Origin of the sequence: Bradyrhizobium sp. ISRA436 (assembly GCF_029910015.1) — a bacterium.
In the GTDB taxonomy this organism is placed as follows: Bacteria; Pseudomonadota; Alphaproteobacteria; order Rhizobiales; family Xanthobacteraceae; genus Bradyrhizobium.
On the sequence record NZ_CP094519.1, the window covers coordinates 1,806,400 to 1,829,387 of the forward strand.

Below are 22,988 nucleotides of genomic sequence, written 5' to 3' on the forward strand. Positions count from 1 at the left end.
CGGAAGGCCCGGGTTGAAACCAAGCTGGGACTCAACGCAGGCTGGCGTTGATCTTGTCCAGCACCGCCGAGCCGGGGCACAGCGCCTTCTCATCGAGCGTGTTGAGCGGCGTCTCGACGGTGTCGAGATGGGTGTGCAGGTCCTCGGCGTCCGGATCGACATAGAGCAGTCCGGTGACGATCTGGCCCTTGGCCGCGTGCTTCTGCAGGAAGGTCATCGCACCCAGGCGATCATGCGGATCGTAGTCGGCGTCGAGCTTGCGCAGCGCAAGCCGCGAGCCGTCATGCTGCTCGACCACCTGCACGGTGCCCGGCGCGTAATCGACGCTGATCGGATCGCGGCCGACCAGCACGTCGAGGCGGTTCACCGCGTCGTTGTGTTCGCGGACATAGTCGAAGCTCTTGGTCGATCCGGCGTGGTTGTTGAAGGCGATGCAGGGGCTGATCACGTCGATGAAGGACGCGCCCTTGTGGCGGATCGCGGCCGCGATCAGCGGCACCAATTGGGTCTTGTCGCCGGAGAAGCTGCGCGCCACGAAGGTCGCACCGAGCTGCAGCGCGATCGCGACGAGGTCGATCGCATTGTCGGTGTTGGTGACGCCCTTCTTGGACTTCGAGCCGCGGTCGGCGGTGGCCGAGAACTGGCCCTTGGTCAGGCCATACACGCCGTTGTTCTCGACGATGTAGGTCATGTTGACGCCGCGCCGGATCGAATGCGCGAACTGGCCGAAGCCGATCGAAGCGGAATCGCCGTCGCCGGAGACGCCGAGATAGATCAGATCGCGGTTGGCGAGGTTGGCGCCGGTCAGGACCGACGGCATGCGGCCGTGCACCGAGTTGAAGCCGTGCGAATTGCCGAGGAAGTAGTCCGGCGTCTTCGACGAGCAGCCGATGCCCGAGATCTTCGCCACCCGTTGCGGCTCGATCGACAGCTCGTAGCAGGCCTCGATGATCGAGGCGGTGATCGAGTCGTGGCCGCAGCCGGCGCACAGCGTCGAGATCTTCCCCTCGTAGTCGCGATGGGTATAGCCGAGCTCGTTCTTCTTCAGGCCGGGATGATGGAATTTGGGTTTTGCAATGTAGGTCATGACACGGCCTTGCGGAGAGGGGTCACCTTGAGATGATCCTGGTGGTCGCCGATCGCGTTGGCGATGAAGCGCGCGGTGATGGGCGTGCCGTCATAGTGCAGGATCGGCACCAGCCGGACCGGATCGATGCCGTTCTCGTTGACGATGAGCTGGCGAAGCTGGGCGTCGCGGTTCTGCTCGACCACATACACAAAATCATGGTCGGCGATGAAGCTCGCGACGCTGGAGTGGAACGGGAAGGCCCGAATGCGCAGACGGTCGAGCTGATGACCGCGCGCCTCCAGGATGCCGATCGCCTCGTCCATCGCCGGCGAGGTCGAGCCGAAATAGATCACGCCATACTTGGTCGGCTTCGCCGCATTGGCCTGCAGCGGCCGCGGCACCATGTCCTGCGCGGTCTCGAACTTGCGCACCAGGCGCTGCATGTTGTCGGCGTAGACGGCGCCTTCCTCCGAATAGCGCGCGTAACGGTCACGCGAGGTGCCGCGGGTGAAGTAGGAGCCCTTGGTCGGATGTGTGCCGGGATAGGTGCGATAGGGGATGCCGTCGCCGTCGACGTCGAGGTAGCGGCCGAAGTCGCGGCCCTCCTCCAGCATCTCCGCGGTCATCACCTTGCCACGGTCGTACTGGCGGGCGTCGTCCCATTTCAGCGGGCGGCATAGCCGGTGGTTCATGCCGATGTCGAGATCGAGCATCAGGAAGATCGTGGTCTGCAGCCGCTCGGCGAGATCGAAGGCCGCCGCGGCGAACTCGAAGGCCTCTGCCGGATCTTCCGGGAACAGCAGCACGTGCTTGGTATCGCCATGAGAGGCGTAGGCGCAGGCGATGACGTCGCATTGCTGTGTGCGGGTCGGCATGCCGGTCGAGGGGCCGGCGCGCTGGATGTTCATGATCACGGCCGGGATCTCGGCGAAATAGGACAGGCCGATGAACTCGGTCATCAGCGAGATGCCGGGGCCCGAGGTTGCGGTGAAGGCCCGCGCGCCGTTCCAGGAGGCGCCGATCACGATGCCGATCGAGGCGAGTTCGTCCTCGCCCTGCACGATCGCGTATTTCGCCTTGCCGGTTTCAGGATCGTGCCGATACTTCTTGCAGTGGCTGGTGAAGGCCTCTGCGACCGAGGATGACGGCGTGATCGGATACCAGGCGCAGACGGTGGCGCCGCCATAGACGGCGCCGAGCGCAGCCGCGCTGTTGCCTTCGAGGAAGATGCGGTCGCCGACCTTGTCCACCTTCTTCACCCGGAGCCCGATCGGGCATTTCAGGTTCTGCAGCGCCCAGTCGCGGCCGAGATGCAGCGCGTGGACGTTGGAGGACAAGAGCTTCTCCTTGCCCTTGTACTGCTCGCCGATCAGTTGCTCGACCAGCTTGGGATCCAGGTCGAGCAGCGCGCAGAGCGCGCCGAGATAGATGATGTTCTTGAACAGCTGGCGCTGCCGCGGATCGGTGTAGGTCGAGTTGGTGATCGCGGTCAGCGGCACGCCGATGACAGTGATGTCCTCACGGAACTTGGACGAGGGCATCGGCTTGGTCGAATCGTAGAACAGATAGCCGCCGGGCTCGATCGAAGCGACGTCCTTGTCCCAGGTCTGCGGGTTCATCGCCACCATCATGTCGACGCCGCCGCGGGCGCCGAGATGGCCAGCTTCGGTGACCCGCACCTCGTACCAGGTCGGCAGGCCCTGGATGTTGGAGGGGAAGATATTGCGCGGGCTGACCGGAACGCCGTGGCGCAGGATCGAGCGCGCGAACAGCTCGTTGGCGCTCGCCGAGCCCGAACCGTTGACGTTGGCGAAGCGGACGACGAAGTCGTTTACGCTGCTGATCGGGCTTTGGACGGACATGTTGAACCTGCGTGAACCATATCGATGAGGTACTTCTGCATATCCCAGGCGCCGGTCGGGCAGCGCTCGGCACACAGCCCGCAATGCAGGCAGACGTCTTCGTCTTTCACCATGACGCGGCCGGTCTTCAGGTCGCCCGAGACATAGAGCTCCTGGTCGTGATGCGGCGAGGGCGCTTTCAGCCGCTGCCGCAGGTCGTCCTCTTCACCGTTCTGGGTGAAGGTAATGCAATCCATCGGACAGATGTCGGCGCAGGCGTCGCATTCGATGCAAAGCGGCGCGGAAAACACCGTCTGCACGTCGCAATTCAGGCAGCGCTGCGCCTCACCCAGCGCGAGCTTGAGGTCGTAGCCGAGCTCGACCTCGGCGCGGATGTCCTTCAGTGCGATCACCTTGTCGCGATGCGGCACCTTGAAGCGCTTGTCGGCGGAGATGTCGTTGTCGTAGCTCCACTCATGGATGCCCATCTTCTGCGAAGAGACCTCCACCTCGGGCAGCGGGCGCTCGTTGATGTCCTCGCCGGACAGCGTCCGGTGGATCGAGAGCGCGGCGTCGTGGCCGTGCGCTACCGCCCAGATGATGTTCTTCGGCCCGAACGCCGCGTCGCCGCCGAAGAACACCTTCGGATTGCTCGAGACGAACGTTTTGGGATCGACCTTCGGCATGTGCCACTTGTCGAACTCGATGCCGCAATCGGCTTCGATCCAGGGGAACGCGTTCTCCTGGCCGACCGCAACGAGTACGTCGTCGCAGGGCACGGTCTCGTCCGGCTCGCCGGACGGCACCAAATTGCGCCGGCCCTTGGCGTCGTATTCCGCCTTCACCTTCTGGAAGGTGACGCCGGTGAGCTTGCCGTTGTCGTGAATGAAGGCGACGGGCACCATGAAGTTGAGGATCGGGATGTCCTCGTGCATGGCGTCTTCCTTCTCCCACGGCGAGGCCTTCATCTCCTCGAAGCCGGAGCGGACGATCACCTTGACGCTCTCGCCGCCGAGGCGGCGCGCAGTGCGGCAGCAGTCCATCGCGGTGTTGCCGCCGCCGAGCACGATGACGCGGCGGCCGATCTTGTCGATATGGCCGAAGGAGACCGAGGCCAGCCATTCGATGCCGATATGGATGTTGGCGGCGGCTTCCTTGCGGCCGGGGATGTCGAGCTCGCGGCCGCGCGGCGCGCCGCTGCCGACGAAGATCGCGTCATAGTTCTCGGCCAGCAATTGCTTGAGGCTGTCGATGCGCTGGCCGCCCTTGAACTCGACGCCGAGGCCCAGGATGTAGTCGGTCTCCTCGTCGATCACGCTGTCGGGCAGCCGGAATTTCGGAATCTGGCTGCGCATCATGCCGCCGGCCTTGGGATCGCCGTCGAACACGGTGCAGTGATAGCCGAGCGGGGCGAGGTCGCGGGCCACCGCGAGCGACGCCGGACCGCCGCCGACCAGCGCGATGCGGCGGCCGTTCTTCGGTCCCGGCTTCGGCAGGCGATGCTTGATGTCGTCCTTGAAGTCGGCCGCGACGCGCTTCAGGCGGCAGATCGCGACCGGATTTTCCTCGACGCGCCCGCGGCGGCATGCCGGCTCGCAGGGGCGGTCGCAGGTGCGTCCCAGGATCCCGGGAAACACGTTCGACTTCCAATTGATCATGTAGGCGTCGCTGTAACGCCCCTCAGCAATCAACCGGATGTACTCAGGAACGGGGGTGTGTGCGGGGCAGGCCCATTGGCAATCGACTACTTTGTGGAAGTAATCCGGCGCCGAGATATCAGTCGGTTTCATTCCTACCTTTGACCCGCGCGAAAAATGCCAGAGCTTGCGCGGCCTTATTGTTGACGACGAACGCTCACGCGACGTTGTTCTGGTTTTTGAATTGGATCATAGGTTTATCTTATTAGAGGCGTTCCAGAGAAGGCAAAGCCAAATTTGCGCGATCATCAGCTTTCGCGCGGCTGATGTGCGCCCAGCGTTAATCTCAATGTCGTTATGTGGCGGTGCAGCATGTCGCGCCGCCGCATAGCGCGCTTAATCGCGCGGAAGATCGCTCTTGGCGAGATCCCACAGCAGCCGATAGACGCCGTTCGTAACCACCAGCGGCTTGAGTGCGGCGTTATCGATGATGCGCGCCGCGGCGGCCGGCACCGCATCCACATCGGTCGCATCGATAAGCACGAACCAATCGCCGGCGCCGGGATCGGCTTTCGCCACGTCAGGCGTGAGCGGCCTCGACAAAACCGGATCGTTCTCCAGCAGGTGCATCGAGATGATCCCGTCCAGCGCGGATGGATCAAGCTGCTCCTCCAGCGCCGCGCGAAGCTTGTCCGCGCCGTCGGCGGGCGGGCGCAGGCGAATGATGCCGAGTGCTGCGCCACGGCCGGTGCCACGGCTGATGGTGATGCGGGCGACCCCGCGGATCATGTTCTTGAAGCGCGCGATGTTGGCCTTCGACCATTCGGTCTGGTTGGCGAGGGCCGTGCGATAGGCCTCGCTGTCGAGCACGTCGAAGGTCGCGGTCGAGTAGAGGCTCAGATATTTCGGCCTGCCGTCATGGGCGACGTAGCGGCGGGCTTCGATGAAACCATCGATTGCGACTCGCTCCTCGATGTGCTCGCGGTCGTACCAGCGGTTGAATTCAGCTTCATGTAAGCTGTCGACATCCATCGATGTCAGCAGCATACCCTGTCCGGTGATCGGCATCTTCTGCTCCTGTGTGCCTGTTTTGATTGCCGAATATTGCCGAATGGCCGGTGCAACGGAAGCCGGTTCCTGCGACGAAAATCGGTCCAGACCAAGGATTGCCACAATTGCTACAATCCTGTTCAGCGCGGGTTCACGGAGGTTGCATTTCCATTTGGCCCGCCAATTTCTTTAAAGAAGAAAAGGACGACCGCTATGGCGCGAATTCTGTGGGCATTGATCGTCGGTCTGGTGTCGCTGGCGTCGCTGCCCGCGCTGGCGCAGGACCAGGAGAAGCGGCTCGCGCTCGTCATTGGAAACGGCTCCTACGAGGCCGCTCCTCCGCTGCAGACCGCCGCCAATGACGCCGGGCTGATCGCGCAGACCCTCCAGGCGGCCGGTTTCGACGTGATCGGCGCGCGCGACCTCGACGGCGAGACGCTGCGCAAATCGTTCCGCGATTTCGTCCAGAAGGTGCAGGAGGCCGGACCGAACACCGTCGCCTTCGTTTACCTCGCCGGCTATGGCTTGCAGCTGACCGGCGAGAACTACTTCGTGCCGGTCGATGCCAAGATCGCCCGCGACACCGACGTGCCGGTCGAGGCGATTCGCCTGTCCGACTACACCCATCAACTCTCGGCGCTGCAGATCAAGGCGAGCGTGATCGTGCTCGATGCGGCGCGCAGCAATCCGTTTGCCAAGGGAGGACAGCCGCTGGCCGGCGGCCTTGCGCTGGTCGATCCGGATCCGAAGATGCTGATCGCCTTCAACTCGGCGCCCGGCACCGTCGCGCCCGACGGCGCACCGCCCTACGGGCCCTACGCCCAGGCGCTTGCCGAGATGATCCGCACCGGCGGCCTCAGCCTGCCCGACGTGTTCGACCGGGTCCGCCTGCGCGTGAACGAGATGACCAAGGGCGCGCAGATCCCGTGGGACGCCCAGAAGATCGACGCACCCTTCGTGTTCTTCGATCGCAAGCTGGACGCGCCGCCCGCCCAGGCCGATGCCGCAATGCGCAGCAAGCCGATCCGCGACTACTCGGCGCAGGATGCCTATGCAGCGGCGCTGGAGCGCGACACGATGCAGGGCTACGAGGATTACCTGCAGGCCTATCCGAACGATCCGCTTGCCAAGCGCGTGCGCGCGATCTTGGCGGCGCGGCGCGAGGCGATCACCTGGCGGCGCACCTACAGCGCCGATACGCCGGATGCCTACTGGTCCTATCTCAATCGCTATCCGCGCGGGCCGCATGCGGCCGACGCACGGCGGCGCCTTGCCTATCTCTCGGCTGCGCTCGAGCCGCCGCCGCAGTTCACTGCGATCGACTACGACGTGCCGCCGCCGCCGCCGGATGAGGTGGTCTATGTCGACCGTCCGGTGCTCTATTACGGCGATCCGGTGTTTGACTTCGAACCGCCACCGCCGCCGCCGGTGTTCTTCCTGCCGCCGCCGCCGCCGGACTTCGTGGTGCTGCCGCCGCCCCCGCCACCGATCGGCCTGTTCGTGCTGCCGACGCCGTTCTTCGTGGCGATGCCGGGCTATGTGGCACCGCCGCCCTATGTCGTGCCGCCGCCGAACAACATCGTGTTCAACAACATCCACAACACGACGATCATCAACACGGTCATCAACAATCCCAATCCCACGCCCGCGCAACTCGCTGCGGCCGGGGTGAGGCCGACGGTCCCAGGCGGGCCGATCTCGCGAGCACCGTCGCTGCCGCCAGCGGCCCTGCAGCGCGCCAATCTGGTGCAGCCGGGCGGACCGCAAGGCGGCCAGCCGGGTCCCGGTGCGCGGCCGGGTATGCTGCCGACCCAGCCGGGCGCAGCGCCGAGCACGAGCGCCGCGACCGCGCCCAACAACCCTGCTGCGCCGGGCGCCCACACGCTGCCCGGTGCCAGGAACGGCCCGCCATTGCCACAGACCGCACCCGCGAATCCGGCACAACCGGGCGCAAGGCCGAATGCGCTCACTCCGGGCAGGCCTGCGACGGCCCTAGCGCCCGCCAATGCGCCGGCGCAAGGGGTGATCGGACGGCCGACCCCGGGGGCCCGGACGAACGCGCCTGCCGCAGGCAAGCCGCCGACGGCACCACCGCCCTCGCGCGCCGCGACGGCGCCGACCAGCACTTTGAGGCCTTCGGGCGCACCGGTTCAGACGCCGGCGATGCGCGCGGCTCCGGCCCGGCCGGCGCCGGCGATGCGTAGCGCACCGGCGCGTGCCGCCGTGACCCCGCCACCAGCATCGCGGCCGACGCCACCGCCGCGCGTGGTCGCTCCGCCACCGCCGCCTCGACGCACGGCGGCGGTGCCACCGCCGCAACGCGCGGTCGCTCCGCCCCCGCGGGTTGCTCCTCCTCCGCCAGCGCGCGTCGCGCCTGCGCCGCCTCCACGCGTCGCTGCTCCGCCGCCCCCGCGGCCGGCGATGCAGGTGCAGCGCGCCGCCCCGCCGCCGCCGCGGATGGCCGCGCCGCCGCCACCACGGATGGCCGCGCCGCCGCCACCACGGATGGCGCCGCCGGCACCTCCGAGGCCCGCGGCTGCCGCGCGGCCCGCGCCGGCGCGGTGTCCGCCCGGACGGTGCCCACACTGATCGTGTAAGAGGGAGGGCCGGGCAGGTCAGGATCCATGAGCAGATCGGATCTCTCGGATTCCGGTCGACTTTGAAGTTCCTGTTTGGCGCGATTGCAGCGCTGGTGGCTTGCCACCAGGCGGCCCGCGCGGCTGGGGAGGTCGGATCGCATCGCGAGATGCGATCCGGGTGAGGGGGAGTCTCCAGGCGCACCTCTCGCCGTTGTGTGGAGACGGTCCCTCGCCCCAACCCTCTAAGAGCGAGCTCCGCTCGTCTCGACCCCTTAAGAGCGGGGAGAGGGAGCGCAGTTCCATCGCGACCGCTATCCGACTAAATCTCAAACTGCCTTCGACGCCAGATCCGCGATCGCCTTCATCACGGCATTGCGGATGCCGGGGTCGTAGAGGATGTGGCCGGCGCCGTCGATGATGCGGACCTCGCTGCCGGGCCAGCGCGCGGCGAGCGCGTGCGACGTCGCGGGCGGGCACAGCAGGTCGTAGCGGCCCTGTACCATGATGCCGGGAATGCCGGCGAGCTTGCCGGCCTCGTCCATGAGCTGGTTCGGCCGCATGAAGCAGTCATTGGCGAAATAATGCGCCTCCATGAACGGCGTCGAGGGCAGGGCGCCTGATCCGTTCAGGGACGCGAGGTCGAGTCGCGTCTGTTTCGGCGTGTGCTCCGAGAGCGCGCGCTCGGTGTCGTGCCAGGCGCGCACGGCCGGGGCATGCACGGCGGCGTCCAGATCGAGGATGCGGCGATAATAGGAGGCGAGCGGTGAGCCGCGTTCGTGCTCCGGCAGCAGCGCGACGAAATCCTCATGGAGCGCGGGATAGACGCGCGGCAAGGTGTGCAGGAAGGCTCCGACTAATTCCTCACTCGTGCCGAGAAAGGTTGCACGCAGCATGAGACCGCTGACGCGGTCGGGATGGGCTTGCGCATAGGCCAGCGCCAGCGTCGCGCCCCAGGAGCCGCCGACCACCATCCAGCGTTTGAAGCCGAACCGCGCGCGAACCTTTTCCATGTCCGCAATCAGATGCGGCGTCGTGTTGTGCTCGCGGCTGCCCTTTGGCCGGCTGCGGCCGCAGCCGCGCTGGTCGAACAGCACGGCGTGGAAGCGCTCGGGATCGAACAGGCGGCGATGGTCCGGCTGGCAACCGCTGCCGGGTCCGCCATGCAGATAGACGGCGGGAACGCCACCCTCGCGGCCGACGCTCTCGACATGGATCGCATGGCCGTCGCCGACATCCAGCAATTCCGACGTCAGGGGTGCAAAGGGGTCGGAACGCCTGGCGGCTTTGCCGGCTTCGGCGTCAGGCGCCATGGGGGTCGTCCGTCTCCAGCGTGCCGCCGGCGAAGTTGCGGTAGAGGAAGCGATTCTGCGCGGCTTCGGATTCGCGCTCGGCCTGCTTGAAGATCTCCTCATGCCGCGGCGACAGCGCGCAGGCCGGGTCGGTGTTGCCGGCATCGCCCGTCAGCGCGAAAGCCTGGCAGCGGCAGCCGCCGAAATCGACCTCGCGGAGTTCGCAAGATTTGCATGGCTCGGGCATCCACCCGGTCCCGCGATAGCGGTTGAAGGCTTCCGAGTTCTGCCAGATCCACGCGATCGAATGGTTCGAGCGTACGGATTCGAATTGCAGCCCAGTGATGCTTTCGGCGGCGTGGCACGGCAGCACCTTGCCGGCCGGCGAGATGTTGAAGAACTGGCGGCCCCAGCCACCCATGCACTTCTTCGGCCGCAGCGCGTAATAGTCCGGCACAACGTAGTCGATCGCGAGCGTGCCCTTCAGCCGCGCCTGCGCCTCCTCGACGATGCGGCTGGTCTCCTCGATCTGCGCAATCGTCGGCATCAGCGCGGCGCGGTTCTTCAGCGCCCAGCCGTAGTACTGCACATTGGCGACCTCGAGCCGGTCGGCGTCGAGATCGACCGCCATCTGGATGATGTCGCGGAGCTGATGCAGGTTCTGCCGGTGCATCACCGCATTCACGGTCAGCGGCAATTCGACCTCGCGCGTCCATTTCGCCACCTCGAGCTTCTTCTTGTGCGCGTCCTTCAGCCCGGCGACGCGGTCGGCGACAACAGGCTCGTTGCCCTGGAAGCTGATCTGCACATGGCACAGGCCGGCATTGGCCAGCGCCGCGAGCTTGTCTTTCGTCAGCAGCACGGCCGAGGTGATCAGGTTGGAATAGAGTCCGACATCGGTCGCGTGCTGCACCAGATCGACAATGTCCTTGCGCGCGGTCGGCTCGCCGCCGGAGAAATGGATCTGCAGCACGCCCAGCTCGGCAAGCTCGTTCAGTACCTTCTTCCACTCGTCCGTGGTGAGCTCGGTGCTGCCGCGGTCGAGCTCGACCGGGTTCGAGCAGTACGGGCATTGCAGCGGGCAGCGGTGCGTGACCTCGGCCAGCACGGCGAGCGGGATGCCGTAGGTCTCGGCCGCCGAGCGGCGGCTTTCCAGCACCGCCAGCCCGTCGCTCGGGCCCGTGGACGTCATCTTGTTGTCGGCGAGCGTGTCACTCATGGCGTCTTCTCGCGCGCTTCGGTGAGGAAGCCCTTGTCGGCCAGATCCTGCAACATCGCGACCACGTCGCCCGAGATCGCCTCGCGCGGGGCGGCATATTTCACCGCGAGTTGGTCGACCATCTCGGAGACACTGCGCACGCCGTCGCAGAGCTGCAGTACCTCGACCGCGATTTCGTCCGGCGCCAGCACGCGCTCCGGCGCCAGGATCACCCAGACCTGCCGCGTCTCATCGAATTTCAGCTTGGCATGGCGCGGCAGCTTCGGCCGGCTGGTCTCGCTGACGCTGATGTTGCGGCTGGCCATGGCTTGTCCCTAGCTCGTCTTCGGCACGAAGGCACCCGGCGGAACGTGGCCGTCGACATAGGCGTGATAGAGCGCGTCGAGCTGCACCCACAGCACGTTGGTCTTGAAGATCAGTGCGTTGCAGACCGCCTCGCGCTCGGCCGGTGTCCTAGCGTGCTGCTTAACATAGTCCAGCGCGAAGTTCGCGTCGCGCGGCGCCTGCCTCAGGCGGCGGCTGAAATAGCTCATGATGTCGGGGTTGACGAAGTCGTAGTGCTTCAGCATTCCCGCGATGCGCTCCTCATGCAGGTTCGGCGCGAACAATTCGGTCAGCGAGGAGGCGATCGCCTCCAGCGGAGTGCGGTCGCGGCAGAAATGCACATAGGCCTCTACCGCGAAGCGCGTCGCCGGCAAGATCCCTTCGGTCGATTCCACGTAAGCGGTGTCGAGACCGAGCCCGTCGGTCAGCTTGAGCCAGCGCTCGATGCCGCCTTCATTGCCGATGTCGCCGTCATGATCCTCAATGCGGTGGCGCCACTCGATCCGTGTCGCACGGTCGCGGAAGCGCGAGATCACCATCGCGTCCTTCAGCGGGATCGTGCTCTGGTAATAGTAGCGGTTCAGCGCCCAGGCCTGCACCTGGCCCTTGTTGAGCTTGCCGCCATGCAGCAACCGGTGGAACGGATGCAGGCTGTGGTAACGCGTCGCGCCGATCTGGCGTAGCGTCGCCTCCATCGCCTCGGCGCTGTCGAGCATGATGCCCTTGCCGATCGAAAGCGCGGTCATTCCACTGGTAGGCACCACATTCACAGCACGATCTCCGTTCCGTCGGAGGGGATCTGCCAGCCCGTCTGTTCGGCCGTCTTGCGCTCGGCCGAGGTCCCAAGCAGCGCTGGGTTGGAGTTATTGATATGCAAAAACACTTTTCGTCCGATGTCGAGACCGTCGAGGCTCTCAATCGCGCCGTGCTCGCCCGACATCGCGATATGTCCCATGCTCTGGCCGGTCTTGTTGCCGAGTCCCGCCGCGATCAGCTCGTCATCGCGCCACACCGTGCCGTCGAAGAACACCAGAGGCGCGCCCTTGAGCCGTCCCTTGAGGTCGTCGGTCACCCGCGCGCAGGCGGCGAGAAAATAGAAATATTTGCCGCTCCGCTTGTCCGCAATACGCAGGCCCAGCGTATCGCCCGCGCCGTCGCCGCCTGCCGGATGCGCCCTGCCTTCGAGATACCAGGCGCCTTTGCCGGGAACCTCGAACGCCAGCACCTCGATGCCGGAGGGCGCCCCATCGGGCAGGACGGGCTCGAAGGCGGCATCGACCGCAATGCCGTGGCGCCCGACGTTCTTCTCGCTCAGCACGTTGAAGACGCTGTTGGAGCGCAGGATCGCCAGTACGCGCTCATGCGCGTAGATCGTAAAGGGCGATCCCTCGCGCATCGATAGCAGTCCCGCGACGGCATCGATCTCGCCATTGGTGAGGATCACGCCCGTGATCGGGCTGTGGCGTAGTGCATCTGGCTTCGGATGCAACTGCGGGGTCGCGATCAGTTGCTGGCGGAGGTCGGGAGAGGCGTTGACCAGGAACCAGTGCGTACCGTCGCCGCTGAAGGCGATCGAGGCCTGCGTGCTCTGCAATTCCGGATGATCGTTCCGTGCCGCCCGGCACACCGGGCATCCGCAATTCCACTGCGGAACGCCGCCACCCGCTGCGGCACCCAGGACGACGACGCGAAGCATGATCCGTCTCCTGGCGGACTTGGACTCGGGCCCAGAAACATTACGAGGTGGAGCCCGGATTTCGAACACGCTCCCATCCTCGGGAGCGTATTAGGCCCGGACGTCCACCTGCGTTAATTGCTAAATGTATATGTATATGGAGCGCTGCCGCTTACTTGCGGGTTGCGCACATATACATGTTGATTTCCATGCCGACCGACACTTCGACGATCTTCGGTGCTTTCCAGGCCATTTGGCTCTCCCATTGCAACCGGACGAACTTCCGCCCTGCAATTAAGGTACTGCGGCAGAAAAAGTTCGCCACTTAAATTTTTCGCAAGGTTGTGTTGCGTCTGTTATGCTGCGATGCGGCATCTCTTCGCGATCACTCACGGAGTTGTGCGCGCCTTCCCGTCAAAAGCCCGTGGCATCAGACCTTTTTCCTGTTGTTCGCAGTTGGGTGAATAGTGATGTTGGGATGGAGGTGGGTTCGTAAGCCTCCTCCCAAGGTCCTGGTGACGATTCTTGCGCCCGCGGCGACGAGGGGTGCCTAACCGAGCCGAGTTCAGCCGATGCCACGCTATTTTTTCAACACCCGTATCGGCGACGAGCTGATTTCCGATCCTGACGGCGAAATCCTGCGGGATCCCGATCGCGCCTGGGAAATGGCGCGGGCCATGATTCGCGAATTGCTCAAGACCGAAGGCGCCGACGGTGCATTGCTGAGCGCGGTGATCGAGGTGACCGACGACGACGGCGAGATCGTGCTGGAGTTCCCGTTCACGGAAGCGATCCTCGATCGCCCGGCCCGCTCGATCACCCGACATTGACGTGTCGAAAGGCCGCGTGGCGCGACACTTCCCCGGTCGCGTCTGCTTCCGGCATGTTTCCGATTGCATTTGTCCGGACAATCGCGAGATTGGCGATTCGGGAAGGCCGCTAACGCCGGTCGATGTCGCCGGTGCCAACCAAGACGGCTTCCGCCCAGGGGAGAACACCATGATGCGTTACTCGTTCGCGCCGCGCAGCCTGTTGTTGGCTGGCGCTGTCTTCGGTGCATTCACGCTCGGTGCCGCCGCGCAGCAGCCGACCGCGCCGCAGGCGTCCGGCGCAGCGCCTGCCGCCCAGCCGCTGCCGCCGGGCTCGCCGCTGATCGGCCGTCCGGACAATGAGGCGGCTGCCAAGCTCGCACCCGTCGCACCGCCGCCGCTCCCCGCCTCGCCCGACAAGCTGCCACTCGCCAAGCTCAAGGTTCCGGCCGGATTCAATGTCGAGGTCTATGCTGCCGGTATGGCCAATGCGCGCTCGCTGGCGCTCGGCGACAAGGGCACCGTGTTCGTGGGCAGCCGGCTCGTCGACAAGGTCTATGCGATCGTCAACAGGGACGGCAAACGCTCGGTCAAGGTGCTCGCCTCCGGCCTCCTTCGCCCGAACGGCGTCGCCTTCAAGAATGGCACGCTCTACATCGCCGAGCTTTCGCAGGTTTCCAAGATCGACAGGGTCGAGGACGTCCTCGACAACCCGCCGAAGCCCACCGTGATCTACGACAAGCTGCCGAAGGACGAGGCCCATGGCTGGAAGTTCATCGCCATCGGTCCCGACAACAAGCTCTATGTCCCGGTCGGCCAGCCCGGCAACAACGTGCTGCACGACGCCGATCACGGCCAGATCCGCCGCATGAATCTCGACGGTACCGGCGCCGAAGTCTACGCGCTCGGCGTGCGCAACACGGTCGGCTTCGACTGGAATCCCGAGACCAAGCAGATGTACTTCACCGACAATGGGCGCGACTGGCTGTCGGAGACGGTGCCGGAAGACGAGCTCAACCGCATCACCAAGGCCGGCGAGGATTTCGGCGCGCCGTACTGCTACGAGGGCAACATCATCGACCAGGAGCTTGGCTGGGGTAAGTCCTGCAAGGACTACACGCCGCCGGCCGGCCTGATGGGCCCGCACACCGCCTCGCTCGGCATGCGCTTCTACACCGGCAGCATGTTCCCGAAGTCCGACAAGAACGCGATCTTCGTCGCGCGCCACGGCTCCTGGAACAAGACGCAGAAGCAGGGCGGTGACGTCGTCGTCGTCAAGCTGAACAAGGACGGCACCGTGAAGTCGGTCGAGCCGTTCCTGACCGGCTTCCTCCAGGACAACAAGTATGTCGGCCGCCCCGTCGACGTGATGCTGTTGAAGGACGGCTCGCTGCTCGTCTCCGATGACTGGAACGGCGCGGTCTACCGCGTCAGCTACGGCAAGCCGAAGGTCGCCGACCGGTAAGTCGACAACAGATCATCGGGGGCAGCACCCGCTGCCCCCGATTTCTATTGAAAATTGAATGCGAGGATGGATCGATGCGCAAGCTCGCTGTCGCCGTGGCGTTGGCTTCGACCGCCTTCTCCGCCAACGCCGAAACCATCCAGGAACGCGCGGCAGCATGCTTTGCTTGCCACGGCGAGCACGGCACATCGGAAACCGAGAACACGCCCTCGCTCGGCGGCCAGCAGGCGCCGTATGCGCTGGTCCAGCTCTTCATGTTTCGCGAGAAGCTGCGCGTGTTCGATCCGATGAACGAGATGGCCAAGCCGCTGACCGACGACGATCTCAGGGCCTTCTCCGATTTCATCGCCACCCTGCCAAAGCCCGCGCCGCCCGCGGATACCGGCGATCCGGCGCGGATCGCGCGCGGCCAGGCGCTGGCGCAGCAGAACCGCTGCAACACCTGCCACAACACGGATTATTCGGGGAAGGAGAACGTCCCGCGCATCGCCAACCAGCGCGAGGATTACCTCGCCAAGACGCTCGCCGAATACAAGGACAACAGCCGCCACGGCTACGACGCCACCATGGCCGACGTGATGCAGACGGTCACCAAGGACCAGATCACCGATCTTGCCTATTACATCGCCCGCGTTCGCTGACATCCCGGGCAGCGGAGCGCTGGCCTTGTCCCTCGTGCGGCGCTAAAACGCCTCCCGTCACACGGAGTTGCACATGCAGGATCTTTGGCGTCTGTCGGCCAGCGAGCTGGCCAGCCTCATCAAATCCAGGAAGGTTTCGGCGAACGAGGCGGCGCAGGCAGGGCTTGCCCGGCTCGATGCGGTCAACCCGAAGATCAACGCGGTGGTCGATCACCGGCCGGACGACGTGCTGGCGCAGGCCGCTTCGATCGACGCGGCGATTGCGCGCGGCGACGAGGTGGGGCCGCTTGCCGGCGTGCCGGTCACGATCAAGGTCAATGTCGACCAGGAAGGCTATCCCACCACCAACGGCTTGAAGCTGCAGCGCGACACCATCGCCAAAATCGACAATCCCGTGGTCGCCAATCTGCGCAAGGCCGGCGCGGTGCTGCTTGGCCGCACCAACTGCCCGGCTTTCTCCTATCGCTGGTTCACCACCAACCTCATTCACGGCGACACCAAGAACCCGCGCGATCCCGGCATCACGCCAGGCGGCTCCTCGGGCGGCGCGGGGGCGGCTGTCGCGGCCGGCATCGGCCACATCGCGCATGGCACCGACATCGCCGGCTCGATCCGTTATCCCGCCTATGCCTGCGGCGTGCACGGCCTGCGGCCGAGCATGGGCCGCATCCCCGCTTTCAACCCGGCGCTGCCGGAACGCCCGATCGGCCCGCAGATCAGCGCAGTGTCCGGCCCGCTGGCGCGCACCGTCAACGATCTGCGCGTCGCGCTGGCGGCGATGTCGGCGCCGGACTATCGCGATCCCTGGTACGCGCCGGTGCCGCTCGAGGGGTCGCCGCGGGAGAAGCGCGTCGCGATGTGCCTCAATCCTGACGGCCTCAACCCGGTGCCCGAGGTGGTCGCCGCGGTGGCCGATGCCGGCAGGCGGCTGCAGCGCGCGGGCTGGATCGTCGAGGAGATCGCCAACACGCCGCCCCTGCGCGAGGCGGCCGAGATCCAGACCAAGCTCTGGCTCGGCGACGGCTACGAGGCCCAGCTCGCGATCGCCGAGCGCGAGGGCGATCCCGGCGCGCTCGCTTGCCTGCGCGGCAACCGCGCCAAGGTGCATCCGTTCGACCTGTCGCAGGCGCTGACCCGCCGCGCCACGCTGACCCGCGAGTGGTTCGCGTTCTTCGAGCAATATCCGGTGCTGCTGCTGCCGGTGTCCGGCGAGTTGCCGTTCCCCGATCAGCTCGACTGCAAGGACGAGGCGTCGTTTGCGCGGGTATGGCACGCGCAGCTGCCGCAGATTGCCATTCCCTTCATGGGGCTTCCCGGGCTAACGGTCTCCACCGGCTTGGTCGGGCGGATTCCCGTCGGCGTGCAACTGGTGGCCGGCCGCTATCGCGAAGATCTCTGCCTTGCCGCAGGCGAGGCGATCGAGGCCGGTGGCACGCCGTCGGCGGCGATCGATCCGGCGACGTAGGTCACGACGAGAGACAGGATGCCGAGCGTCTATGATTTCACCGCCAGGTCGCTGGCGGGCGAGGACGTGCCGTTGCAGCGGTTCGAGGGGCAGGTGCTGCTGATCGTCAACACCGCGAGCGCCTGCGGCTTCACGCCGCAATACAAGGGCCTGCAGGAGCTGCACGCCGACCTGTCGCCGCGCGGTTTCGCGGTGCTCGGCTTTCCCTGCAACCAGTTCGGCGCGCAGGAGCCCGGCGACGCGAAACAGATCGCGGAGTTCTGCGAGACCAATTACGCCGTGACGTTCCCGATGTTCGCCAAGATCGACGTCAACGGAACCAATGCGCACCCGCTGTATGAGTACATGAAGCGTGAGAAGTCGGGCCTGCTCGGCGCATCGATCAAATGGAATTTCACCAAATTCCTGGTCGATCGCGCCGGCAAGGTGGTGGCGCGGCATGCGCCGACCGCCCGGCCCGAAGGATTGAGGAAGGATATCGAGGCGCTGCTATGAGCGAGAACAACGACACCACCAACGACCAATTGCCGGACCGCCTCTCGGTCGATCCGAACAGCCCGTATTACAACGCGGAGATTCTGGCGCGCGACGTCGGCATCCGTTTCAAGGGCGTCGAGAAAACCAATGTCGAGGAATACTGCGTCAGCGAGGGCTGGGTGCGCGTCACCGCCGGCAATGCCAAGGACCGCTACGGCAATCCGCTGACCATCAAGGTGCACGGTCCGGTCGAACCGTATTTCCGGGATAAGAAGTCCTGAGGCGCTCCCTGCGCCGTCATTGCGAGCGAAGCGAAGGAATCCATCCCTCCGCTTGTCGAGAAATGGATTACTTCGTCGCTTCGCTCCTCGCAATGACGGTGACAAGAGAAGCGGGGATCCAACTTAGAGAGCGACAACACCATGTCCGTCCGTATCGTCGATGTCCGCGAGGTCACCAAGCCGATCTCCTCGCCAATCCGCAACGCCTATATCGACTTCACCAAGATGACCTCGAGCCTGGTCGCCGTCGTCACTGACGTGGTGCGCGACGGCAGGCGGGTGATCGGTTACGGCTTCAATTCCAACGGCCGCTACGGACAGGGCGGCCTGATCCGCGAGCGCTTCGCGCCGCGGCTCAGGGAAGCCGATCCCAAGTCGCTGCTTGACGCCAGCGGCGACAATCTCGATCCGGACAAGGTCTGGTCGACCTTGATGTCGAACGAGAAGCCGGGCGGTCACGGCGAACGCTCGGTTGCGGTCGGCACCATCGACATGGCGGTGTGGGATGCGGTGGCGAAGATTGCCGGCAAGCCGCTGTTCCGCCTGCTCGCGGAGCGCCACGGCCTGACCGCCAATCCGCGCGTCTTCGTCTACGCCGCCGGCGGCTATTACTATCCGGGTAAGGATCTCGGCGGCCTGCGCAAGGAAATGCGCGGCTATCTCGACCGCGGCTACAACGTCGTGAAGATGAAGATCGGCGGCGCATCGCTGGCCGAGGACCGCGAACGCATCGAGGCGGTGCTGAAGGAGATCGGCAAGGACGCGCAGCTTGCGGTCGATGCCAACGGCCGCTTCGATCTGGAGACCGCGATCGCCTACGCCAAGATGCTGCGGGACTATCCGCTGTTCTGGTACGAGGAGGCCGGCGATCCGCTTGATTATGCCCTGCAGGCGGCGCTCGCCGAGTTCTATCCGGGCGCGATGGCGACCGGCGAAAACCTGTTCAGCCACCAGGATGCGAGGAACCTGATCCGCTACGGCGGCATGCGGCCGGATCGCGACTGGCTGCAGTTCGACTGCGCGCTGTCCTACGGGCTCTGCGAATATCAGCGCACGCTCACCGTGCTGAAGACCCATGGCTGGTCGCCGAGCCGTTGCATCCCGCATGGCGGCCACCAGATGTCGCTCAACATCGCGGCCGGCCTCGGGCTCGGCGGCAATGAGAGCTATCCCGACCTGTTCCAGCCCTATGGCGGCTTCCCAGATGGGGTGCGCGTCGAGAACGGCCACATCGTCATGCCCGACCTTCCCGGCATCGGCTTCGAGGGCAAGTCGGATCTCTACAAGGAAATGAAGGCGCTGGCGGAGTAGCAAAGCGCGCGCCGATCGTCATTGCGCGCGAAGCGACTTGTCCGCCTTCGCCAAGGCTTCCGTGGACAAGTCGTCGCCTTCGCTCCTCGCAACGACGTGGAGAATTCTGCGGCTACTGCCCCAGCCGCATGTCCAGCAAGCGGCGGCCTTCGCCCTTGAGCAGCTTCTTAACCGCGCTCGAGGCGATCACTTCGCCGGTGTTGGCGTAGGCCTCGTGGTTCTTCTCGATGTCCTCGATGCGGTAGAGATAGTTGACCATGATGCCGGCGGATTCGCGCAGGCCCTTCGGCGAGAGATCGCCGAGCCAGTTGATCCGCTCCAGCCGCGCACCGTTGCCGAGATGGAAGCGTGCGACCGAGTCGATCAGCCGGCCCTTCGACGTACGCGCCTTCAGGAAATAGTAGGCGGCAAGCGGCTCCAGCACCGCACGCAGCTGCGTCGCAAGCTCGGCATTCTCGAACCAGTCGGGCTTGTCGAGGCTTTCCAGCAACTGGCGATCGTCGTCGGTGAGCGGCACGTCGGTCGCCTGCTTCACCCATTGCACGAAGCCCGGCACCGGCGACAGCGTCACGAAATTGTCGAGCTTCGGCAATTCGCGGCGCAGTTCCTCGACCACCTGCTTGATCAGGAAGCTGCCGAAGGAGATGCCGCCGAGCCCGCGCTGCGTGTTCGAGATCGAATAGAACACGGCGGTGCGGGCGCGCTCGACCGGCACCGGCTCGCGCTCCTCGGCGAGCAGCGGCGCGATCGCGCCCGGGATCGATTCGGTCAGCGCCACCTCGACGAAGATCAATGGCTCGTCGGCGAGGGCGGGGTGGAAGAACGCATAGCAGCGGCGATCGACCGGGTCGATGCGCCGGCGCAAATCGTCCCAGTCGCGGATTTCGTGGACGGCCTCGTAGCGGATGATCTTTTCCAGAATATTGGCCGGTGACGACCAGTCTATCCTGCGCAGCACGAGAAATCCCCTGTTGAACCAGGATGAGAGCAGATGCACCACGTCGCGGTCGAGCACGGCGAGGTCCTTGTTGCCCTTCATCAGTGAAAGCAGATCGGATCGCATCGACACCAACTCGCCGGTGCCGCCCGGCGCGCGATTGAGCCGGCGAATCAACTCCTGCCGGCGCGGTTCGGAGGCGAAATGCAGGTCGCTGGCGTCGTCGCCATTGGCTTGCGCGCGCCAGCTGTCGATCGCCTGCGACAATCTGGCCTGGTCGGCTCCGAAATCGCGGGCCAGCGTGTGGAAGAAGGACAGCCGGCCGTCGCCATCGAGGTGATGGTAGCGGTCGAGCACCTCGCGCGCCATTGCGGTGCCGGACGCCTCGCCGCGCCCAGATAGCAGCGCCTCGCACAATTCCAGCAGCTCGGAAGGATCCTGCTTGTCGTCGGTCGGGACGGCGCGGCGGAGCAGGGTGCGGCCGCGTTCGGAAATCGTCGCGAGCAGATCGGAGAAAAAGGCGTTGGCCATTGGCGGATCGTATCCAGTTTAGCCGAACCTTACACGGGATTTAAGGCCGGGAGCACTGGAATCAAGCGCATGGATCGTACGGAAATATGTCGCGGCACAACAATGGTATAATTGGTTGGCGCTTGATGACGGATCGCGTTCACGTTTTCTCCGCGAATTCCGTCGGCGTCTTGCCGGTCACCTGGCGGAAGGCGTGCGAGAATGCCGGCACGCTGGCATAGCCGAGGTCGGATGCGACCTGCTTGACCGAAACATTGGCATCGGTCGAGAGACGCTCGATCGCAGCCGCGATGCGGGCGCGCTGGCACCAGCTTTTGAAGGAGAGTTGCGTCTCCGCCGAGAACAGCCGCGACAGCGTCCGTGCCGAGGTGCCGACGGTGCGCGCCAGCGACTCGATTTCGTAGTCGCGTGTCGGATCCACCAGCACGACGTCGGCGGCGCGCCGGCAACGCGGCTCCTGCGGCAACGGAATGAAGGTCGCGGGATCCTCGGCCCGGTGCAGCTCCAGCATCAGCAGCCTAACCAGGAGCTCGGTGCGCTCGCGGTTGCCAGCGCTGTCGAACAGCGCAAGGATCGCCTGGTGCAGCAGCGGCGACACCCGCACCACGAATTCATTGGCGAGGCTGTCGCTGCGTTTCTCGCGCGCAAGCCATGCCTGGTCGAAATACAGCGTCCGCATCTCGATGTCGGCGAGCACGTCGATCGCATGCGCAAACAGGGCAGGCACCCAGACGGCGCGGTCCGGCGGCACGAGCCAGCGGCCCTTCGGTGTGGTCACCTGCATGGTGCCCTTCGCGGCATAGACCAGTTGCGCCTCCCGGTGCATGTGCGGGTCGAGCCGGACGCCTTTCCTGTAGGTGCGCGCGACGAGGTGCACGCCGTCGTCGGCGGCGCGCCGGTCGTCATGAAGCGCTCGGATTGGCGGTTCGGCGATAGTCATTGGCGACATTCCGTCAGGACAAGTTTCTATAACCTATTTTCGAGCAATTGAAGATTCGAGTCAGGACTGCCCCATGAACAGCCCCGGCCGGGTGATCACCTTCGTCAACGCCGCCCACTTTATCGACCACTATTCGATGCTGATTTTCGCCGCCGCGGTCATCATCATGAGCCCGGCGCTCGGCATGGCCTATTCGGAGCTTCTGCCCTATGCGACGCCGGGCTTCATCGCCTTCGGCGCTGGCTCGCTGGTCACCGGATGGCTCGGCGATCGCTGGAGCCGCCGCCACATGATGGTGATCTTCTTCGTCGGGATCGGGCTTTCGATGATCTCGGTCGGCTTCGTGCAGACGCCGTTGCAGCTCGGCGCGGCGCTGCTTGCGATCGGTATCTTCGCCTCGATCTACCATCCGGTCGGCACCGCCATGATCGTGTCCTACGCCGAGAAGCTCGGCGCGCAGATGGGAATCAACGGCGTCTGGGGCAATCTCGGCGTCGCCTCCTCGGCGCTGGTCACCGGCGTGATCGGCCAGTATCTCGGCTGGCGCTGGGCGTTCATCCTGCCCGGCATGATCACCGTTTTGATCGGCATCGCCTTTGCGATGACCGTGGTGCATGAGGACCGCAAGGGCTCGAAGCAGGCCGCAGCCCAGGTCCGCGTCGCCAAGGAGGACATGTGGCGTGTGGTGCTGGCGCTGCTGATCGTTGTGATTGCGATCTCGACCACCTTCAATGCGGTGACGGTGGCGCTGCCAAAACTGTTCGCCGAACGGCTCGCCGACCTGACCAAGAGCCCGGCGCTGCTCGGGCTGATTGCGGCCGGGGTCTACGTGTTCGGCGCGATGACGCAATACACCATCGGCAAGTTGCTTGACAAACATTCGCTGAAGGCGGTGGCCCTGCCGCTTTCGTTCGTGCTGGCGCCGTTCCTCTATCTCGCGGCCGGCCTGTCGAACCTGCCGCTGATCCTGGTCTCGATCGGCATCGTGATGGGCGCCTTCGGCCAAGTGACCGTCAATGACGCGATGGTCGGCAAATACACCACCGAGGAATGGCGCTCGCGTGCTTATGCGGTGCGCTACTTCGTCGGCTTCACCGCCGCCGGCGCCTCGGTCGGTCTTGTCGCCTGGCTCTACGATCAGGGCGGCTTCACGACGATGCTGCGTGCGTTTGCGGCGCTGTGCCTGCTCGCGGTCGCCGCCGCGATCATCCTGCCGCGCGAGATCAGGACGCCTGTCGCGCAGGTGAATTGACGGCGGGAACGCCTTACCGCGCCGGTTCCGCTTAATCTTACTGCGGCATATCCCCTCATTCTGAGGAGACCGCGAAGCGGGCGTCTCGAAGGATGTAGGCCACAGCCTCATGGTTCGAGACGCGCGTTCCGCGCTCCTCACCATGAGGGTTACGAGGTTTGTGACCCAGTAGGATTAACCCCGCGGGGAGCGCGCA

At 65.2% G+C, this 22,988-nt stretch carries 21 protein-coding genes; 9 read left to right on the forward strand and 12 right to left on the reverse strand.

The genetic code is table 11. The features are described from left to right. Nucleotides 1-31 precede the first annotated feature (31 nt). The 4 genes from MTX23_RS08575 to MTX23_RS08590 all read right to left on the reverse strand — a co-directional run bounded on the left by MTX23_RS08575 (nt 32) and on the right by MTX23_RS08590 (nt 5,615). A complete protein-coding gene (locus tag MTX23_RS08575) occupies nt 32-1,087 on the reverse strand; it encodes a 2-oxoacid:ferredoxin oxidoreductase subunit beta (protein WP_280976190.1) in 1,056 nt (351 codons plus the stop codon). Further along, complete coding sequence (locus tag MTX23_RS08580; protein ID WP_280976191.1) at nt 1,084-2,931, reverse strand: 2-oxoacid:acceptor oxidoreductase subunit alpha; 1,848 nt, start codon at nt 2,929-2,931, stop codon at nt 1,084-1,086. The genes MTX23_RS08575 and MTX23_RS08580 overlap by 4 nt, the downstream gene beginning before the upstream one ends. Next, entirely contained in the window at nt 2,901-4,700 is a 1,800-nt protein-coding gene (locus MTX23_RS08585; protein ID WP_280976192.1) for an FAD-dependent oxidoreductase, read from the reverse strand. The genes MTX23_RS08580 and MTX23_RS08585 overlap by 31 nt, the downstream gene beginning before the upstream one ends. Before the next feature lie 243 nt (nt 4,701-4,943). Then, nucleotides 4,944-5,615: a DUF4286 family protein gene (locus tag MTX23_RS08590; protein ID WP_280976193.1), complete on the reverse strand. Its 672-nt coding sequence runs from the start codon at nt 5,613-5,615 to the stop codon at nt 4,944-4,946. A 195-nt stretch (nt 5,616-5,810) separates the two neighbouring features. On the opposite strand from MTX23_RS08590, the gene MTX23_RS08595 reads away from it, so the two are divergent. Then, on the forward strand, nt 5,811-8,186 hold the full coding sequence (locus MTX23_RS08595; protein ID WP_280976194.1) for a caspase family protein: 2,376 nt from the start codon (nt 5,811-5,813) through the stop codon (nt 8,184-8,186). A 316-nt stretch (nt 8,187-8,502) separates the two neighbouring features. Here the strand turns inward: MTX23_RS08595 and pip are convergent, their stop codons facing one another. The 6 genes from pip to pqqA form a co-directional block, all read right to left on the reverse strand. Further along, entirely contained in the window at nt 8,503-9,486 is a 984-nt protein-coding gene (pip, locus tag MTX23_RS08600; protein ID WP_280976195.1) for a prolyl aminopeptidase, read from the reverse strand. Then, nucleotides 9,476-10,684 (reverse strand): pyrroloquinoline quinone biosynthesis protein PqqE, encoded by a 1,209-nt coding sequence (pqqE, locus tag MTX23_RS08605; protein ID WP_280976196.1) that lies wholly within the window; start codon nt 10,682-10,684, stop codon nt 9,476-9,478. The genes pip and pqqE overlap by 11 nt, the downstream gene beginning before the upstream one ends. Next, nucleotides 10,681-10,989 carry a pyrroloquinoline quinone biosynthesis peptide chaperone PqqD gene (gene pqqD / locus MTX23_RS08610; RefSeq protein ID WP_280976197.1) on the reverse strand — a complete coding sequence of 103 codons (309 nt, stop codon included), beginning with the start codon at nt 10,987-10,989 and terminating at the stop codon, nt 10,681-10,683. The genes pqqE and pqqD overlap by 4 nt, the downstream gene beginning before the upstream one ends. A gap of 9 nt (nt 10,990-10,998) precedes the next feature. Next, on the reverse strand, nt 10,999-11,754 hold the full coding sequence (gene pqqC / locus MTX23_RS08615; RefSeq protein ID WP_280978010.1) for a pyrroloquinoline-quinone synthase PqqC: 756 nt from the start codon (nt 11,752-11,754) through the stop codon (nt 10,999-11,001). Nucleotides 11,755-11,774: 20 nt separating this feature from the next. Then, complete coding sequence (gene pqqB / locus MTX23_RS08620; protein WP_280976198.1) at nt 11,775-12,704, reverse strand: pyrroloquinoline quinone biosynthesis protein PqqB; 930 nt, start codon at nt 12,702-12,704, stop codon at nt 11,775-11,777. 151 nt (nt 12,705-12,855) lie between these two features. Further along, nucleotides 12,856-12,936: a pyrroloquinoline quinone precursor peptide PqqA gene (gene pqqA, locus MTX23_RS08625; protein WP_035635412.1), complete on the reverse strand. Its 81-nt coding sequence runs from the start codon at nt 12,934-12,936 to the stop codon at nt 12,856-12,858. Nucleotides 12,937-13,255: 319 nt separating this feature from the next. Here pqqA and MTX23_RS08630 point away from each other — a divergent pair, with 319 nt between their 5' ends. The 7 genes from MTX23_RS08630 (at nt 13,256) to MTX23_RS08660 (ending at nt 19,132) form a co-directional block, all read left to right on the forward strand. Next, a complete protein-coding gene (locus tag MTX23_RS08630) occupies nt 13,256-13,513 on the forward strand; it encodes a hypothetical protein (protein ID WP_280976199.1) in 258 nt (85 codons plus the stop codon). A 169-nt stretch (nt 13,514-13,682) separates the two neighbouring features. Then, the gene (locus MTX23_RS08635; RefSeq protein WP_280976200.1) at nt 13,683-14,957 is read left to right on the forward strand and encodes a PQQ-dependent sugar dehydrogenase; all 1,275 of its coding nucleotides are present in this window, start codon (nt 13,683-13,685) and stop codon (nt 14,955-14,957) included. Between the two features lie 74 nt (nt 14,958-15,031). Next, nucleotides 15,032-15,598: a c-type cytochrome gene (locus MTX23_RS08640; RefSeq protein ID WP_280976201.1), complete on the forward strand. Its 567-nt coding sequence runs from the start codon at nt 15,032-15,034 to the stop codon at nt 15,596-15,598. A gap of 73 nt (nt 15,599-15,671) precedes the next feature. Continuing rightward, entirely contained in the window at nt 15,672-17,063 is a 1,392-nt protein-coding gene (locus MTX23_RS08645; RefSeq protein WP_280976202.1) for an amidase family protein, read from the forward strand. A gap of 18 nt (nt 17,064-17,081) precedes the next feature. Continuing rightward, nucleotides 17,082-17,558, forward strand: coding sequence for a glutathione peroxidase (locus tag MTX23_RS08650; RefSeq protein WP_280976204.1), 477 nt, complete (start codon nt 17,082-17,084; stop codon nt 17,556-17,558). Then, nucleotides 17,555-17,821, forward strand: a complete 267-nt coding sequence (locus MTX23_RS08655; protein ID WP_280976205.1) for a DUF3297 family protein — start codon at nt 17,555-17,557, stop codon at nt 17,819-17,821. Before MTX23_RS08650 ends, MTX23_RS08655 begins: the two co-directional genes overlap by 4 nt. Nucleotides 17,822-17,962: 141 nt before the next feature. Beyond that, a complete protein-coding gene (locus MTX23_RS08660; protein WP_280976206.1) occupies nt 17,963-19,132 on the forward strand; it encodes a mandelate racemase/muconate lactonizing enzyme family protein in 1,170 nt (389 codons plus the stop codon). Nucleotides 19,133-19,244: 112 nt separating this feature from the next. On the opposite strand, the gene MTX23_RS08665 is transcribed toward MTX23_RS08660, so the two are convergent. Together MTX23_RS08665 and MTX23_RS08670 are read right to left on the reverse strand one after the other, a co-directional pair. Beyond that, nucleotides 19,245-20,600, reverse strand: coding sequence for a malonyl-CoA decarboxylase (locus tag MTX23_RS08665; RefSeq protein ID WP_280976208.1), 1,356 nt, complete (start codon nt 20,598-20,600; stop codon nt 19,245-19,247). Between the two features lie 139 nt (nt 20,601-20,739). After that, on the reverse strand, nt 20,740-21,540 hold the full coding sequence (locus MTX23_RS08670) for a helix-turn-helix transcriptional regulator (RefSeq protein ID WP_280976209.1): 801 nt from the start codon (nt 21,538-21,540) through the stop codon (nt 20,740-20,742). A 73-nt stretch (nt 21,541-21,613) separates the two neighbouring features. On the opposite strand from MTX23_RS08670, the gene MTX23_RS08675 reads away from it, so the two are divergent. Then, nucleotides 21,614-22,792, forward strand: coding sequence for an MFS transporter (locus tag MTX23_RS08675; protein WP_280976210.1), 1,179 nt, complete (start codon nt 21,614-21,616; stop codon nt 22,790-22,792). Nucleotides 22,793-22,988 lie beyond the last annotated feature (196 nt).

What these genes read in the sequence shown, in the direction of transcription:
- MTX23_RS08635 (WP_280976200.1), top strand. Translation starts at nt 13,683, where the DNA reads ATGATGCGTTACTCGTTCGCGCCGCGCAGCCTGTTGTTGGCTGGCGCT.
- MTX23_RS08660 (WP_280976206.1), top strand. Translation starts at nt 17,963, where the DNA reads ATGTCCGTCCGTATCGTCGATGTCCGCGAGGTCACCAAGCCGATCTCC.
- MTX23_RS08575 (WP_280976190.1), bottom strand. Translation starts at nt 1,087, where the DNA reads ATGACCTACATTGCAAAACCCAAATTCCATCATCCCGGCCTGAAGAAG.
- MTX23_RS08630 (WP_280976199.1), top strand. Translation starts at nt 13,256, where the DNA reads ATGCCACGCTATTTTTTCAACACCCGTATCGGCGACGAGCTGATTTCC.
- pqqA (WP_035635412.1), bottom strand. Translation starts at nt 12,936, where the DNA reads ATGGCCTGGAAAGCACCGAAGATCGTCGAAGTGTCGGTCGGCATGGAA.
- MTX23_RS08670 (WP_280976209.1), bottom strand. Translation starts at nt 21,540, where the DNA reads ATGACTATCGCCGAACCGCCAATCCGAGCGCTTCATGACGACCGGCGC.
- MTX23_RS08650 (WP_280976204.1), top strand. Translation starts at nt 17,082, where the DNA reads ATGCCGAGCGTCTATGATTTCACCGCCAGGTCGCTGGCGGGCGAGGAC.
- MTX23_RS08590 (WP_280976193.1), bottom strand. Translation starts at nt 5,615, where the DNA reads ATGCCGATCACCGGACAGGGTATGCTGCTGACATCGATGGATGTCGAC.
- pqqC (WP_280978010.1), bottom strand. Translation starts at nt 11,754, where the DNA reads ATGACCGCGCTTTCGATCGGCAAGGGCATCATGCTCGACAGCGCCGAG.
- MTX23_RS08640 (WP_280976201.1), top strand. Translation starts at nt 15,032, where the DNA reads ATGCGCAAGCTCGCTGTCGCCGTGGCGTTGGCTTCGACCGCCTTCTCC.
- pip (WP_280976195.1), bottom strand. Translation starts at nt 9,486, where the DNA reads ATGGCGCCTGACGCCGAAGCCGGCAAAGCCGCCAGGCGTTCCGACCCC.
- pqqB (WP_280976198.1), bottom strand. Translation starts at nt 12,704, where the DNA reads ATGCTTCGCGTCGTCGTCCTGGGTGCCGCAGCGGGTGGCGGCGTTCCG.
- pqqE (WP_280976196.1), bottom strand. Translation starts at nt 10,684, where the DNA reads ATGAGTGACACGCTCGCCGACAACAAGATGACGTCCACGGGCCCGAGC.
- MTX23_RS08595 (WP_280976194.1), top strand. Translation starts at nt 5,811, where the DNA reads ATGGCGCGAATTCTGTGGGCATTGATCGTCGGTCTGGTGTCGCTGGCG.
- pqqD (WP_280976197.1), bottom strand. Translation starts at nt 10,989, where the DNA reads ATGGCCAGCCGCAACATCAGCGTCAGCGAGACCAGCCGGCCGAAGCTG.
- MTX23_RS08675 (WP_280976210.1), top strand. Translation starts at nt 21,614, where the DNA reads ATGAACAGCCCCGGCCGGGTGATCACCTTCGTCAACGCCGCCCACTTT.
- MTX23_RS08585 (WP_280976192.1), bottom strand. Translation starts at nt 4,700, where the DNA reads ATGAAACCGACTGATATCTCGGCGCCGGATTACTTCCACAAAGTAGTC.
- MTX23_RS08655 (WP_280976205.1), top strand. Translation starts at nt 17,555, where the DNA reads ATGAGCGAGAACAACGACACCACCAACGACCAATTGCCGGACCGCCTC.
- MTX23_RS08645 (WP_280976202.1), top strand. Translation starts at nt 15,672, where the DNA reads ATGCAGGATCTTTGGCGTCTGTCGGCCAGCGAGCTGGCCAGCCTCATC.
- MTX23_RS08580 (WP_280976191.1), bottom strand. Translation starts at nt 2,931, where the DNA reads ATGTCCGTCCAAAGCCCGATCAGCAGCGTAAACGACTTCGTCGTCCGC.
- MTX23_RS08665 (WP_280976208.1), bottom strand. Translation starts at nt 20,600, where the DNA reads ATGGCCAACGCCTTTTTCTCCGATCTGCTCGCGACGATTTCCGAACGC.